Origin of the sequence: Cognatundibacterium crateris, assembly GCF_010078235.1 — a bacterium.
Lineage (GTDB): Bacteria > Pseudomonadota > Gammaproteobacteria > Burkholderiales > Burkholderiaceae_D > Undibacterium > Undibacterium crateris.
The window spans coordinates 36,166-50,689 of the sequence record NZ_JAABOS010000010.1 but is presented as its reverse complement, the minus strand read 5'-3'; the positions used below and the strand labels follow the sequence as shown (position 1 = coordinate 50,689).

Below are 14,524 nucleotides of genomic sequence, written 5' to 3'. Positions count from 1 at the left end.
TTTTGCCAGCATTTTTATGCAAAGAGGCAACTTCCCGATTACTATTGCTTAAATGCAGTATATTTCTGAGTCAATAAGACGGCTTAGTTTGATTAAAGCGAACAATACGCAAGACTAAAGCCTAAAGTGAGATTTCTCTTCCTTCGGAAATCTTTACTCAGCAACGACCTCATCTGATATCCAGTTTAAGTTATGCAGCCACCGGAATTTCCCCATGACGAAGAACTCCGCCTCACGACATTGAGGCAATGCGGATTACTTGATACGCAGTCTGAAGAACGTTTCGACCGGCTGACCAGACTGGCGCAACAGCTGTTTCAGTGCAAAATAGTCTTGATTTCTTTGGTTGACGCCAAGCGTCAATGGTTAAAATCCAAACAGGGTCTGGATGTCTGCGAAACGCCAAGAGATATCTCTTTTTGCGGGCACACCATACTCTCCTCCGACTTGCTGGTGGTCGGGGACGCGAAGAAAGATCCTCGTTTTGAGGACAATCCCTTGGTGCTGAATGCGCCGTTTATCCGCTTTTATGCCGGTGCACCTTTGCATGCCCCAAACGGACAAAGGCTGGGCAGCCTGTGTTTGATTGATGATCAGCCACGTCAACTGAACGAGCATGAAGAAAAAATTCTGTGTGAACTTGCCGCTTGTGTAGAGCACGAAATTGCCAATCAGCAAGCGCAACGCCAACACGATGCACTGTTGACGCTAACCCGTATCACTTCACTGAGCTTTGAAGATCCGATCACGCTGTTGCGTGAAACACTGGCACTCGGATGCCAGTATCTGCAACTCACAACCGGTATTATTTCGCGCAAACTGCCAGAAGATAAGCTGGAAATCATGGTGCAGCATCCTGCCACCGATGACAGCCTGGAGGGTAGCGTTTACCCACAATCTGAAACCTATTCTGATCTGGTTAACCGTGAACATGGTGTGTTCGCCTTGCAAAATACCTACGCCAGCGCGTACCGGCTACATCCCAGCTATGCTAAATTTAAACAGGAAACCTATATCGGTATTCCTTTATTCATGGATGGCAAGCGCTATGGCACGCTGGGATTTTCAGATAAAGTCGCGCGCGCGCAACCGTACTCAGAAACTGAAAAAGAGTTCATCAACATCCTGGGTGACTGGGTCAATGCGACACTGCGACGTATCGAGCTAAACAACTCCCTCGCAATGCAGGAATTAATGAATACTGCGATCGCAAGAGCTCAAACGCAATTTATTAAAGGCAAAGAACGCAGTAAAGGCTTCGACACCCTGCTTGAAGATATGCTGCAACTGACCGACAGTGAATATGGCTTCATCGGTGAAGTCCTGTATGACAAATTACAGCAACCCTATCTGAAAACCTATTCCATTACTGATATCGCCTGGAATACTGCCACCAAAGAGTTTGTACAACAAAATCTCGCCAAAGGTCTGGAATTTACCAATACGCGTACCTTGTTTGGGTATGCAATGCTGACCCAGGAAATTGTGATTGCGAACGATGCAAAAAACCATCCCCGGGCAGCAGGCATTCCGGAAGGCCATCCTGAGCTCAGGAGCTTCATGGGCATACCAGTTCACCATGATGGCAAAATGTTGGCGATGATAGGTCTGGCGAACCGCAAGAGCGCTTACTCCCGGAAACTGGCTGATTTTCTGCAGCCTATGCAAATCACAGTTGGTCAACTGGTGAATGCCGAACGCATACAGCGCCAGCACGAGGAAAGTGAAAAACGTCTCGCCAATATCATAGAAGGCACCAATATCGGCACCTGGGAATGCGACATTCCGTCCGGAAATACGATATTTAATGAGCGTTGGGCTGAAATGCTGGGTTACACGCTGGACGAGCTGTCACCAACAACCACGCAAACCTGGCTCAATCTGTGTCATCCCGACGATCTGAAAGTAGCCAGTCGATTATTGCAACAGCATTTCAGCGGAGAGGTTCCTTATTATGATCTGACCACGCGTCTGCGCCACAAGAACGGACATTGGATATGGGTCAGGGATCGAGGTTGTGTCGTCAGCTGGAGCAGTGAGGGGGAGCCACTGGTGATGTCTGGCAGTCACCAGGACGTGACGCAGGAACGCTTGGCAGAAGAAAAACTGGCCCATGCCTATGAATTACTGGAACAATCGAATGCAGCAGCGCGTATCGGTACCTGGGAATATGATCTGTTGGGCAAAAAGCTAACTTGGAGCAAAGTTACCCGGCAAATTCATGAAGTGGCGCCGGATTTTGAATGTGATAATGAGCAGGCACTTACATTTTTCAAAAAAGGAAAGTACAGGGATCGCATCCGGACTTTGCTCCATGACGCGGAAAACAAAGGACAGAAGTTTGACGATGAATTCAAAATCATTACCGCCAAAGGCAATGAACGCTGGGTGCGGGTCATAGGTTTAGCGCAGTTTAAGGATTACCAGATCCACAAACTGTATGGGATTTTTCAGGATATCAGCACCACCAAAGCCAGCGAACAGGCGATGCAGGATCAGGCTGCGCATACTCAGGCAATACTCGACAATGTGCTCGACGGGATTATCACCGTCAACCACAAAGGCAGGATAGATGCAGTGAATCCGGCCGCAGCCAATATTTTCGGCTACCAGCGTGATGAACTGACGGGTCAGCATTTCAGTGTGCTATTGCCCGAGCGTGCGCAAGTGGGCTCGCATCTCTACCAGGGACGCCAGCTGGATGAACAATCGGTACTCGGAGCAGCACAAGAAACCGAGGCACGCAAAAAAGATGGCAATGTATTCCCGCTGGATTTGTCGGTATCTGCAGTAACACGTCAGGGACGGCCTTTATACATAGGGCTGATGCGCGATATCACGGAAAGAAAGCGGCTTGATCGCATTAAGAGCGAATTTATTTCTACCGTCAGTCACGAATTACGCACTCCTCTGACGTCCATTTCAGGGGCCCTCGGCTTATTGCTCGGCGGCGCAACCGGCACTTTGCCGGACAGCCTGACACCACTGCTCAATATTGCAAGTAAAAACAGTCAGCGCCTGACCTATCTGATTGATGATTTGCTCGATATGGAGAAGCTCAGCGCAGGAAAAATGCACTTCCACATCCAGCAATTGGCCTTAAACGCTTTACTGCAACAATCCGTAGAAACTCATACTACCTTTGGCGCGCAGCGGCAGATACGGCTGTCTGTCAGTGAGCCTGTACCCGATGTCCTGATCTCCGTAGATAGTCAGCGTTTCATGCAGATTATTTCCAACTTACTGTCGAATGCCATTAAGTATTCACCGCAACAGGAAACGGTGATGATCTCTACCAGTTTGCATCATCACTTTGTACGCATCAGTGTTACCGATAAGGGGAATGGCATCCCCAAAGAGTTCAGAAGCAGAATATTCCAAAAATTTGCACAGGCGGACTCCTCCGATACCAGAGAAAAAGGGGGGACTGGATTAGGTTTGGCGATTACGCGTGAGCTGGTAGAACATATGGGGGGGCAGGTTGGTTTCGAATCCATGCCAGGTCAGGGTGCCACGTTTTATTTTGAGTTGCCCTACCAATTCGCCGCGCCGGCTCACCCTGAAAGTCAGGCAAAGGTATAATCCCGCCTTTACATGCTGACCCGGCATGTCGTCTTTTTTGAGTATTTCCCATGATAGTTTTAGGCGTTGAATCATCTTGTGATGAAACCGGACTGGCCCTGTACGATACCGAGCATGGTCTGCTTGCCCATGCTCTGCATTCACAAATCGCTATGCATCAGGAGTATGGCGGTGTAGTGCCTGAACTGGCTTCGCGTGATCATGTACGCCGTGCGCTCCCCTTGCTGCAGGAAGTCATGCAAAAGGCAGGTAAATCCAGGCAGGATATCGATGCAATCGCTTATACCCAGGGCCCTGGCCTGGCGGGGGCGCTGCTGGTCGGTGCCTCATTTGCCTGTGGCCTGGGTATGGCGCTGAACAAACCTGTATTGGGTGTGCATCATCTGGAAGGGCATTTGCTGTCGCCCTTACTCGCTACACCTGCACCGGAATTTCCGTTTATCGCATTGCTGGTCTCCGGTGGACATACGCAATTGATGCGGGTCGATGGTGTAGGCCAATACCAGCTTTTGGGTGAAACGCTGGATGATGCGGCAGGCGAAGCCTTTGATAAGTCAGCCAAATTACTTGGCCTGGATTACCCGGGCGGCCCCGCCATTTCAGCCATGGCGGAACGTGGTCAGACCGGCGTACACACCTTTCCGCGCCCCATGCTGCACTCCAAGGATTTCAACTTCAGCTTTTCCGGTCTGAAAACTGCGGTGCTGACCGTCGTCAAAAAATCAGAAACGCCTTTGAGTCAGACCGATAAAGAAAACATCGCACGTGGTTTTGTGGAAGCCATCGTGGATGTATTGGTGGCCAAGTGTGTCAATGCCATGAAACACTCAGGGTTGAAACGCTTGGTGATTGCGGGCGGGGTCGGCGCGAACCGGCAGTTAAGAGAAGCACTGAATGCAGCAGCCACTAAAAAGCGCTTCACCGTGTATTACCCTGAATTGCAATTCTGTACCGATAACGGTGCCATGATTGCCTTCGCCGGTGCGATGCGCCTGAAAAACAATCCGGCACTGGCGACCACCGATTATGGTTTTAATGTGCGCCCGCGCTGGCCACTGCAAGAACTGCAACCGGCCTAATACCAGCTGCCCGCCTATCCATGCCTTGCATTGTCAATCCGCAGCAAGCATGGACAGGCTGAGCGTTTATTCTTTTTTGTAGACCCCACAACCTACAATCACACCCTCGTACTTTTCGACATACATAGACTTCGGCTCTATCTGCTTAGACACCGGATTAACGAATTTATAGTCTTGCCAGCCGCTGCCTTTCTTTTTCACCAGCTCAATACGCTCACGTACGAAGTACTTACCATCCGCATCTTTCAGATCGGTGAGGTCCTTGCCTATCATCTTGGGATTGATATGGGCGAGATTTTTACCGTTGATGTCATACACAACGATGTACAGGTCACGATCCTGATACTTGCCATCTTTTTTATTGATATCAGCGACGGTACTGTCAATACCGTTTTTTTTCATGCTGTCGATAGTCCGCTGTACCATCGCTTTTGCTTCCGCTGGCGTACCCTGTTCCTGCGCCCATGCTAAGCCAGCACTTAAGCCGCTAACCAGCAGCAGCATTTGCAAAAAATTTTTGAATTGAGGAAGTTTCATCATCATTGCGCTCCTGGAAGAAAATTAAAACAAATCCGGATCTTGCTACTTGATGATAGTTGAGGAATTACCAAATTGAAATTTTTTTTTATTTGACAGCAACAGCGATGTACGTCTCAGCCATGAAAGCGTCAGGCTTCCAAAGCAGAGACGTGTTGTGGTTTATTTCTTAGGACTTACGAAAAATTGTCCCGGCAAGGCGAAACAGCCCTTTGGTGCTTTAGGAAACATCGCTGGTAAGCGATGTCCGTTACGGCAGCAGGCAACATGTTGCCTGAAACCCTGGCTACACCATGGCGACGCTGGCAGTACGAGCTGTACGAGCTGTACGACAAGGAGCCATAACGCCGCTGGGGCGGTTTTGCGTAAGTCCTATTTCTTTTTGCTACCGATTTTACTTTCTTTACCAGCCATCAGATTCGCAATGTTCTGACGATGGCGATAAATCAACAAACCACACATGATGAAGACGGCCAGCATCATCGTGTCAGGGCCAAACAAAAATCCATAATACAAAGGCGCAAACAGAGCAGCGATTAATGCCGCCAGCGAGGAATAACGGAAGGCATAAGCTATGATCAGCCAGGTCGCCAGCGTTGCCAGTCCCAGCCACGGATTAATACCGATCAGCACACCGGCTGCAGTCGCAACGCCTTTACCGCCGACAAATTTGAAGAATACCGGCCACAGATGTCCGATAAACACGGCCAGTGCCACACCCGCCAGCGCCAGCGTGTCCAGGCCAAACTGTTCACTGAAATGCTGCGCCAGCCAGACCGCAAACCAGCCTTTAAGCGCATCACCCAGTAAGGTCAGAATCGCGGCAGCTTTATGACCGCTGCGCAGTACATTGGTCGCACCAGGATTCTTGGAACCATAGGTACGCGGGTCAGACAAACCAAAGCCATAGCTGACAACAACAGCGAAAGAAACAGAGCCAATCAGATAAGCGAGAAGCATTGCAATTAAGGTGTACATTTTTTCCTTCAGAGATGAGCTGTTACATGGCCGGACGACGCTTAAATTTGTACATCGCCCCGATTAGTGAAGCCAGAATTCTATCCTATACCCGGCTGAAATTACTCTTCTAATGCGCAATGCACAGCCTGTGCTGACAAAGCATCTATCAAAATCTGCGGTGCAATTCCTATCAGATAACCACGGCGCCCGCCATTTATGTAGATGCGCGGCAGACTCAGTATGCTTTCCTCGACATATACATGCATGCTCTTTTTGGTGCCAAAGGGCGAGGTCCCGCCGATCAGATAACCTGAGTGTTTCTGCGCGACTTCAGGCTTACATGGCTCTATGTTTTTTCTGGCGGTTTGGCGTGCGAGATTTTTAGTCGATACCTTGCAATCACCATGCATCAGCACAATCAAGGGCTTCGCCGCTTCATCCTGCATCACCAGCGTTTTAATCACACTATGCTCATCCACCCCAAGCTCGCGCGATGAGACAGCGGTACCACCATGCTCTTCATACGCATACGGATGTTCAGAATAACTGAAGCCTTTTTTCTTCAGAAACTGCGTTGCGGGCGTTTCTGACACATGCTCTTTTTTTGCCAATTTTTTCTCCATACTGAATTGTTCAATTCCGCTAAGCCCGCGGATGATGCAGTGCATGCAGCTGCTTCAGGCGTTCTTTAGCCACATGGGTGTAAATCTGCGTGGTAGTGATGTTCGCATGACCAAGCAATAGCTGCACCACGCGCAGATCAGCACCGTGATTCAGCAGATGCGTGGCGAACGCATGACGCAAGGTGTGTGGTGACAGCGATGACCGGATACCGGCCTGAAGTGCATACTTTTTAATCAGCACCCAGAACATTTGCCTGGTCATGGCGGCGCCACGTGCGGTGACAAACAGTGCATCGTCAATTTGCCCTTGCAGGATAACGGGACGCGCCGTTTGCAGATATCTTTCTAACCAGCTGCGCGCATGCTCACCAAAAGGGATCAGGCGGGTCTTACTTCCTTTACCGGTGACCCGCAGCACGCCTTCATTCAGGCCGACCTCGGTGGTTTTGAGCTGCACCAGTTCGCTGACGCGCAAACCACAGGCATACATTAACTCTATCATTGCGCGGTCGCGCAAACCAATCGCACTGTCATCCGGCGCTTGTATCAAGTCCTCCACCTGTGCTTCACTGACAGACTTGGGCAGTTTTTGTGCGGCTTTGGCAGAACGCAGCTGTTCTGTCGGATTTTCACTCAGGCTGCCAGCGCGCACTGCGAGCTGATAAAAACGTTTGAGTACACTGAGGCGGCGGTTAGCACTGCTGGATTGCGAGCCAGGATTTTTTTCAGACAGGTAGGCATTTAATTCCGTACTTCCGACCTGGTACAGATCACTGACTTCATGTTGCTGCAACCAGGCAGCAAAAAAACGCAGATCACTGCGATAGGCTTCTATCGTATTTTTAGACAATCCCTCTTCCAGCCACAGCGTGTCGCAGAAACTGTCTATCTGCGCCTGTACCAAGACATTCAGCTCTATAGTCTGCACCGGTACCCGGCCGCGGCGACGGCCAGTCAGCGCAGCAGTCGTCTTAAGCGCCATACTGAGTGAGACCTTCATGGGCCAGTAACCAGCGTTTTACGCCAAGATGAAAACCGCTTTCGTCATCATGGTGGGCAAAGCCACCCAGTCCACCTGCCGCAGTCACCCGATGACAGGGAATCACCAGCGGGTACCAGTTGGCACCGCAAGCCTGCCCTACTGCACGCGGTGCCGAGCGTATTTGCCGCGCGACCTCGCCATAAGTAAGGACGCTACCGCATGGAATTGCGGCAATCGCTTGCCAGACGCGGTTCTGGAACTCACTGCCTCGTGACTGTAAAGGCAGGGAAAAGCGAAAATGCGGATCAGCGAAATAAGCGCGCAATTGCTGATGTATCTGCTGATTCAGTGCGTCTGGCGCTGCTTTTTCATCGAAACGCGGAGGAAGATACACCAGCTCGGTCAGCACCCCATGCGCGGTACGTATGCCCATCGCGCCAAACGGAGCGCTGATGATGGAGTCGAACAGCTCGGATTCAGCTTTTGTCATACCTGGTTCTGTAAAGATGAAAAACAAATAGAAGCTTGAAACTGTGCACAGCCAGGGCTGGAAGCGGATCGGCTCCTTAGCTCAGCATGCAAGGCATGAGCGATATATTAACAGCCCACGCTACAGAATGAATACACAAAGAAAAAAGGCGCATCTGCCGATGCGCCTTTAAAAATTTTTCGCGTTTTTGGCTGTTTAGTTGGCTGGCCTGGGGCCAGTCACTCAGCTTATATGAAAAACGCGCGTCTCCTCAGTGTACGGTATGAGTACCGTTTTTTTGCACTACCGCCTTATAAACCTGTGCTGCGAAATTCTGAACTGCGCAGAATATAGCATGACGAAATACCAGTGACAAAAAAAACTAAGTAAAAATACGGCACTGTTGCAGAAATGTAAAAGTACTAAAAAAACATATAAAAATGTGGTAAACAAAAATAAGACCAAGCATAGACTGGCTAAGCTTGGTCTTATCAAAATTTACAATAGCTTTACAGGCTTATTTGTAAATCAGATTTGGCAGCCACATGGTAATCTGCGGCACATAAGTGATCAATAACAGGAAAGCCACCATCGTCAATAGCCACGGCATCACGGCGACTGTGAGTTCGGTAATCCCCATTTTCGTAATACCAGATGCGACATACAGATTGAGCCCTACCGGTGGATGGCACATACCGACTTCCATATTGACCACCATGATGATGCCGAAGTGAACCGGGTCTATACCGAGCTTCATCGCAACCGGGAACAATATCGGCGCCATGATCAGCACGATGGATGAGGGTTCCATCACATTACCGGCTAACAGCAACAGGATGTTCACCACCAGCAGGAAGCTGATCACGCCAAAACCCTTATCCATGATCCAGCCCGCCATCGCCTGCGGAATGTTTTCACTGGTCATCAGGAATGAGAATAAGACTGCATTCGTGATGATATAGAGCAGCATGGCCGACATGGAGGCAGAATCCAGCAAGACTTTGGGCACCTGTTTCAAACCCATGTCCTTGTACACGAAGACCGCAATCACAAACGCATACACGGCAGAAACTGCGGCTGCTTCGGTCGGTGTAAACATGCCGGTATAAATCCCGCCCATCACGATCACGATCAGCAACAGGCCCCATGCACTTTTACGGAAAGCGGCCAGACGCTCGCCCCAGCTGGCCTTAGGCATACGCGGATAATTATGCTTGCGGGCCAGGAACCAGGTAGTCAGCCCCAGGAAGAATGCGAGTAATAAGCCTGGTACTACACCAGCCATAAACAGCTGCCCAACCGAGGTATTGGTAGATACCGAATACATCACCATCACGATAGACGGTGGGATCAGAATCCCGAGCGCGCCGGAAGTCGTGATCACCCCGGCACCAAAGCCTTTGGGATAACCCTGCTTTACCATCGCTGGCAAAATAATCGATCCTATCGCTACCACGGTTGCAGGCGAAGAACCGGACACCGCAGCAAACAAGGCGCAAGCCATAACGCCAGCCAGTGCCAGACCACCATGCCAGTGGCCAACCATAGACGCCGCAAAATTAATCATGCGCCGCGCCACGCCACCATGCGTGAGGAAATTACCAGCGAGAATAAAGAACGGAATCGCCATGATTTCGAACTTTTCTATACCGGTGAACAATTTCAGCGCCACCGATTCTATCGGCACTTCTGTCATCGTAAACAAGAAGGTCAGAACCGTCAGGCCTAGCGAAATCGAAATCGGCATGCCAGTCAGCATCAGGACCAGCAACAGGACAAAAATAATGGCGGCGTTCATGCTTTCACCTCTTCTTCCAGACCTTCGACATGGGCATGATCGTGCTTAGGCAATTCGCCGGTTTTGATAAACGTCCAGCACACCTGCAGGAAACGGAAACACATCAGATAAGAACCGAGTGGGATGGCCAGATACACCCACCACATCGGGATTTCCAGATCGGCGGAAGTCTGATCAGTATGCGCAATCTCCCACACAAAACTGCCACCCAGGGTGCCGACGATACCGGTGAACAAAGCACCAGCCAGCAAGCCCAGGATGACAAACTGATTGCGTCGGGTTGGAGACAGTTTATTGATCAGCACATCCACCCCAACATGTATGCCGGTGCGCACACCATAGGCTGCACCGAATTTGGCCATCCATACAAACATATAGATGGTCAGTTCCTGCGCCCAGCTGGTATTCATTTTTAGCATTGCATCCTGTACGACAGGAATATCAAAGCCAGACAGATAACGGTGTAAAACAGCGAAGAAAGTAACCAGAGTCGCAGCGCCCATCAGGGATGCGATCAGCCACTCTTCCAGATGATTGAGAAATTTCATCATGTGTCCTGAAGAGAGAAAGGAGCATGCAGAAGCAGGCGCTGCGGATTTTCTGCAAACGCCTACACGAATCGAACAGTTTACTTAGCGCCCAGACGGACCGCTTCTTTATTCACATTCGCAATGAGATCTTTACCGATGCGGCCTTCCATATCCTTCTGCACTGGCAGCAAGGCCTTGCGCCATTCTGCTTTCTCTTTATCAGTCGGGACGTAGACTGTGGTCTTGCCGGATTTGCGCACAGCTTCTAAAGCATTGTCATTTTCCTGTTGCGCAATCGCGTTAGCATATTTGCTGGCAGCCTTCATCGCGCCATCCAGCTCTGTGCGTACATCCGCCGGCAAGCCGTCCCAGAATTTTTTATTGACGATCACGGCATAACCCAGATAGCCGTGGTTCGTTACAGACACATGCTTCTGCACCTCATGCATTTTCTGAGTGTACATATTGGATGGCGGATTTTCTGTACCATCCACCACGCCAGTCTGTAATGCCTGATACACCTCAGAGAACGCCAGTACCTGCGGATTGGCACTCAGGGCACGCATCTGTGCATCCAGCACCTTGGAAGATTGAATACGTAATTTCTGCCCTTTCAGATCAGATGGCAGATGGATGGGCTTGTTAGCAGACATGACTTTAAAGCCGTTATCCCAGAAAGCCAGGCCGGTTATCCCCTTAGGCTCCAGTTTTTTGAACAAATCCTTACCGATCTGACCTTCCGTTACCGCGTACAACACATCTTTGTTCGGGAAAATATACGGCAAATCGAAGACTTCAAATTCTTTTACGCCCAGCGGACCAAATTTCGCCAGCGAAGGTGCCAGCATTTGCACCGCGCCCAGTTGCAAGGCCTCCAGCTCTTCTTTGTCCTTGTACAGGGTACTGTTAGGATACAGCTCGACTTTAACGCGTCCCTTAGTGGCTTTTTCAGCGAGTTCTTTAAAACGTTCGGCCGCTTTACCTTTTGGCGTATCACTGGCGACCACATGACTGAACTTAATCACGATGGGGGCCTGCGCATGCGCGACACCACTCACCAGGGAAGCAGTTAACAGGGAAAAAAGTAGTGTCTTGATCTTCATGCTGGTCTCCGGAACGTTATTATTGAAAAGTGCAACAGCTTTGCCACCACTATTGCTTATAGTTAATTTATTGATTCTATGTGATTATTCAAAATTAGCCATAGCTATACTACTGTGGATAACCACTACGTGTTGCGTATGCGTCAGTATCAGTGCTGCAGCAGGTCGATTACACTATCCGGCATGAAAAAATTCTACCAATCGCAAACCTGGCCCAATCAGAAATGGCGCTGGATGATACCTATCCTGTTGCTGGCTCTGTTTCTGGCAACCTTGATCTGGCTGCCATGGCAGGCACAAAAGATGGAGGCCAACGAGCGCCAGGAACAATTGATCGCCGATACCCTGTGGGTGGAGCAGGCCATCATCTTTCAGTTAGACCGGAATGATGAAGTGGTGCGACAAATCGGTTCCGATGTGGTGACGGCCGGGATACAGCCGAAAGCAGTGCTGGAGCGCTTTCAGCAACTACTGTCCAGTAACCGCGAAATCGCCCGTATCAGCTGGCTAGGACCCGAGGGCGAAACGGTAGTCTCAACCGAGAAAAAAGGGGCGCCATCCAAAGCCGGGCCGCCTCCGCATACGCTGGTATCGAGCGTATTCGAAATCGACCGCAAAACACGCTGTTTCCTGCCTGCGCTGGATGCGGAAGCGCAGAGAAACAGCTACCTGATCAGCTGTCAGGTGCCTTTGTATAAGCAAAACACGCATTACGGCAATATCGTGATCAGCTACCTGGCCAATGGCATCCTGGAAGAACTGGTGCCCTGGTGGTTTGCGCAGGAAAATCAGATTTCCATCCTGGACATTGATGATACGGTGTATGCCAGCCGCGCTTCCGGTGGTGTGGGCAAAAACGTCTACACCCATAACCGCACACTGGAATTGCCTGAACTGAGTTTAATCTTACGCACCAACAGCACCAAGACTGAGCCAAAAATTCTGTCCAATCTGCTGGTCGTCACGATAGTGCTGCTGTCGATAGGATTAATCTGGAGTCTGCTGGCCTTATGGCGCGACATTAACCGCCGGCTGGCCGCCGAAGGCGCGCTGCGTCAGCAAGTCATTTTCCGCACCGCGATGGAAAACTCACTGGTAACCGGACTGCGCGCGCGCGATATGCATGGTCGCCTGACTTATGTGAATCCGGCTTTTTGCAAGATGGTTGGCTATCCGGCGGAACAAATTATAGGGCGCGTTCCGCCTATGCCTTACTGGGCGCCGGAAGCCTATGAGGAATATCAGGAGCGCTTCAGTCAGTTGTTGGCGGGCTCCATCCCGCAGGATGGCTTTGAAACCATCTACCTGCATGCTAACGGTGAACGCATCCCCGTCTTGATTTATGAGTCGCCCCTCATCGATGAAACGGGCAAGCAAACTGGCTGGATGAGCTCGATACTCGATATCTCTGAGCTCAAACATGCACAGGAAATCACACGTCAGCAGGAAGAAAAGCTGCATGCGAGTGCCAAACTGGCGACCATGGGGGAAATGGCCTCCATGATGGCGCATGAACTGAATCAGCCTCTGGCAGCGATTTCCAGCTATACCACCGCAGCCTCGAATCTGATACAGGCAGGTGTAGCGGACCCTTCGCTGCTGCAAAGCGCACTGGGTAAGGTCAATACCCAGGCGCAGCGCGCGGGCCAGATCATACGCAGCGTGTATGACTTCGTCAAAAAACGCGATCCGGACCGCCAGTGCATCCACATCCGCGATGTAATCAACAGCGTATTGCCACTGATAGAATTACAGGCGCAGCCCTCACACATTACGGTGTATGCCGACATGAGTGATCCTTTACCCGCATTGCTGGCTGACCCGGTATTGCTGGAGCAGGTTTTGCTCAATCTGACCCGGAATGCGATAGAGGCGATGCAAAATACGGCACAGTCACAAAAAATTTTACGCCTGCAAATCAGCTATGATGAGACAATGCAGCGGATTGAGATTCTGGTGATTGATCGCGGGCACGGCATCTCACAGCAAGTTGCAGAAAAACTGTTCTCCCCCTTCTTTTCAACTAAGAACAGTGGAATGGGGATGGGTCTGAATATTTGCAGAACAGCCATAGAATTTCATGGCGGGCAGCTGACCCATAGTGCAAATCCTGAAGGCGGCACGATATTCCGGCTTGCCTTACCTGTCATCAGCGAAGACAATACTGCCGCGCAAGGCTGATATCGCCTGAGTTTGCCTGGATCGCACTCAGGCTGGCCATGCATAGAAAAAGCCTAGCAGGCACTTAACAACCAGTGTGGAGAGACTATGTTACACATCATCGACGACGAAGAAGTGATCCGGGATTCGCTGTCCTGGCTTGCCCGTTCGCGCCAGATTGCTGCCGTCGGCTATGCCAGCAGCGAACAGTTTCTGGCTGGACTGGAGCAAGGCTTCCGCTTCGATACCGAGGGTGATTGCGTGCTACTGGATGTGCGTATGCCGGGGCTATCCGGCACCAGCCTGTTTGATATGCTGTCAGCCAGAAAACTGACCAAACGTTTGCCGGTGATATTCCTGACCGGTCATGGCGATGTACCAATGGCGGTCGATACCCTCAAGCGCGGCGCCTTTGATTTTTTTGAAAAACCCTTCAACGACAATAAGCTGATGGACCGCGTACTGGAAGCGCTGGCGATATCACGCGAAGCCGGTGTCACGGCACAAATCCATGAACGCCTGGCCAGTCTGTCGGCGCGCGAAAAAGAAGTGCTGGATCTGATTTTGCTCGGCAAAATGAATAAAGTCATCGCCGATGAGCTGGGTATCAGTATGCGTACCGTCGAAGTCCATCGAGCCCATATTTTCGATAAGATGCAAGTCAAAACAGCGGTAGAACTGGCTGGTCTGCTTAAATAAGT

Annotated in this window: 12 protein-coding genes; 4 read left to right on the top strand and 8 right to left on the bottom strand. The window is 50.5% G+C overall.

Annotation, left to right across the window (positions count from 1 at the left end; translation table 11 throughout):
• The first annotated feature begins 192 nt into the window (after positions 1-192).
• On the top strand, positions 193-3,582 hold the full coding sequence (locus EYB48_RS16675; RefSeq protein WP_162021513.1) for a PAS domain S-box protein: 3,390 nt from the start codon (positions 193-195) through the stop codon (positions 3,580-3,582).
• Between the two features lie 50 nt (positions 3,583-3,632).
• Entirely contained in the window at positions 3,633-4,661 is a 1,029-nt protein-coding gene (tsaD, locus tag EYB48_RS16670) for a tRNA (adenosine(37)-N6)-threonylcarbamoyltransferase complex transferase subunit TsaD (RefSeq protein ID WP_162021512.1), read from the top strand.
• Positions 4,662-4,727: 66 nt separating this feature from the next.
• On the opposite strand, the gene EYB48_RS16665 is transcribed toward tsaD, so the two are convergent.
• From EYB48_RS16665 to EYB48_RS16630, 8 genes are all read right to left on the bottom strand, one after another.
• Positions 4,728-5,204 carry a cache domain-containing protein gene (locus EYB48_RS16665; RefSeq protein WP_235935227.1) on the bottom strand — a complete coding sequence of 159 codons (477 nt, stop codon included), beginning with the start codon at positions 5,202-5,204 and terminating at the stop codon, positions 4,728-4,730.
• 366 nt (positions 5,205-5,570) lie between these two features.
• Positions 5,571-6,176: a glycerol-3-phosphate 1-O-acyltransferase PlsY gene (gene plsY, locus EYB48_RS16660; RefSeq protein WP_162021511.1), complete on the bottom strand. Its 606-nt coding sequence runs from the start codon at positions 6,174-6,176 to the stop codon at positions 5,571-5,573.
• Between the two features lie 101 nt (positions 6,177-6,277).
• Positions 6,278-6,781 carry a Cys-tRNA(Pro) deacylase gene (ybaK, locus tag EYB48_RS16655; protein WP_202927817.1) on the bottom strand — a complete coding sequence of 168 codons (504 nt, stop codon included), beginning with the start codon at positions 6,779-6,781 and terminating at the stop codon, positions 6,278-6,280.
• A 19-nt stretch (positions 6,782-6,800) separates the two neighbouring features.
• Positions 6,801-7,781: a site-specific tyrosine recombinase XerD gene (xerD, locus tag EYB48_RS16650; protein WP_202927816.1), complete on the bottom strand. Its 981-nt coding sequence runs from the start codon at positions 7,779-7,781 to the stop codon at positions 6,801-6,803.
• Positions 7,753-8,253 carry a methylated-DNA--[protein]-cysteine S-methyltransferase gene (locus EYB48_RS16645; RefSeq protein WP_162021509.1) on the bottom strand — a complete coding sequence of 167 codons (501 nt, stop codon included), beginning with the start codon at positions 8,251-8,253 and terminating at the stop codon, positions 7,753-7,755. Before EYB48_RS16645 ends, xerD begins: the two co-directional genes overlap by 29 nt.
• Before the next feature lie 496 nt (positions 8,254-8,749).
• On the bottom strand, positions 8,750-10,030 hold the full coding sequence (locus tag EYB48_RS16640; RefSeq protein ID WP_162021508.1) for a TRAP transporter large permease: 1,281 nt from the start codon (positions 10,028-10,030) through the stop codon (positions 8,750-8,752).
• Entirely contained in the window at positions 10,027-10,578 is a 552-nt protein-coding gene (locus tag EYB48_RS16635) for a TRAP transporter small permease (RefSeq protein WP_202927823.1), read from the bottom strand. Before EYB48_RS16635 ends, EYB48_RS16640 begins: the two co-directional genes overlap by 4 nt.
• Positions 10,579-10,658: 80 nt before the next feature.
• Positions 10,659-11,663, bottom strand: coding sequence for a TRAP transporter substrate-binding protein (locus tag EYB48_RS16630; RefSeq protein WP_162021506.1), 1,005 nt, complete (start codon positions 11,661-11,663; stop codon positions 10,659-10,661).
• A gap of 183 nt (positions 11,664-11,846) precedes the next feature.
• On the opposite strand from EYB48_RS16630, the gene EYB48_RS16625 reads away from it, so the two are divergent.
• Both EYB48_RS16625 and EYB48_RS16620 read left to right on the top strand, forming a co-directional pair.
• The gene (locus tag EYB48_RS16625) at positions 11,847-13,844 is read left to right on the top strand and encodes a PAS domain S-box protein (RefSeq protein WP_235935226.1); all 1,998 of its coding nucleotides are present in this window, start codon (positions 11,847-11,849) and stop codon (positions 13,842-13,844) included.
• Positions 13,845-13,931: 87 nt separating this feature from the next.
• Positions 13,932-14,522, top strand: a complete 591-nt coding sequence (locus tag EYB48_RS16620; protein ID WP_162021505.1) for a response regulator transcription factor — start codon at positions 13,932-13,934, stop codon at positions 14,520-14,522.
• The last annotated feature ends 2 nt before the right edge of the window (positions 14,523-14,524 follow it).

Bases quoted from the DNA above. Each gene is read 5' to 3' on its own strand.
- ybaK (WP_202927817.1), bottom strand. From the start codon at position 6,781: ATGGAGAAAAAATTGGCAAAAAAAGAGCATGTGTCAGAAACGCCCGCA.
- EYB48_RS16665 (WP_235935227.1), bottom strand. From the start codon at position 5,204: ATGATGATGAAACTTCCTCAATTCAAAAATTTTTTGCAAATGCTGCTG.
- xerD (WP_202927816.1), bottom strand. From the start codon at position 7,781: ATGAAGGTCTCACTCAGTATGGCGCTTAAGACGACTGCTGCGCTGACT.
- EYB48_RS16635 (WP_202927823.1), bottom strand. From the start codon at position 10,578: ATGAAATTTCTCAATCATCTGGAAGAGTGGCTGATCGCATCCCTGATG.
- EYB48_RS16625 (WP_235935226.1), top strand. From the start codon at position 11,847: ATGAAAAAATTCTACCAATCGCAAACCTGGCCCAATCAGAAATGGCGC.
- tsaD (WP_162021512.1), top strand. From the start codon at position 3,633: ATGATAGTTTTAGGCGTTGAATCATCTTGTGATGAAACCGGACTGGCC.
- EYB48_RS16630 (WP_162021506.1), bottom strand. From the start codon at position 11,663: ATGAAGATCAAGACACTACTTTTTTCCCTGTTAACTGCTTCCCTGGTG.
- EYB48_RS16645 (WP_162021509.1), bottom strand. From the start codon at position 8,253: ATGACAAAAGCTGAATCCGAGCTGTTCGACTCCATCATCAGCGCTCCG.
- plsY (WP_162021511.1), bottom strand. From the start codon at position 6,176: ATGTACACCTTAATTGCAATGCTTCTCGCTTATCTGATTGGCTCTGTT.
- EYB48_RS16620 (WP_162021505.1), top strand. From the start codon at position 13,932: ATGTTACACATCATCGACGACGAAGAAGTGATCCGGGATTCGCTGTCC.
- EYB48_RS16675 (WP_162021513.1), top strand. From the start codon at position 193: ATGCAGCCACCGGAATTTCCCCATGACGAAGAACTCCGCCTCACGACA.
- EYB48_RS16640 (WP_162021508.1), bottom strand. From the start codon at position 10,030: ATGAACGCCGCCATTATTTTTGTCCTGTTGCTGGTCCTGATGCTGACT.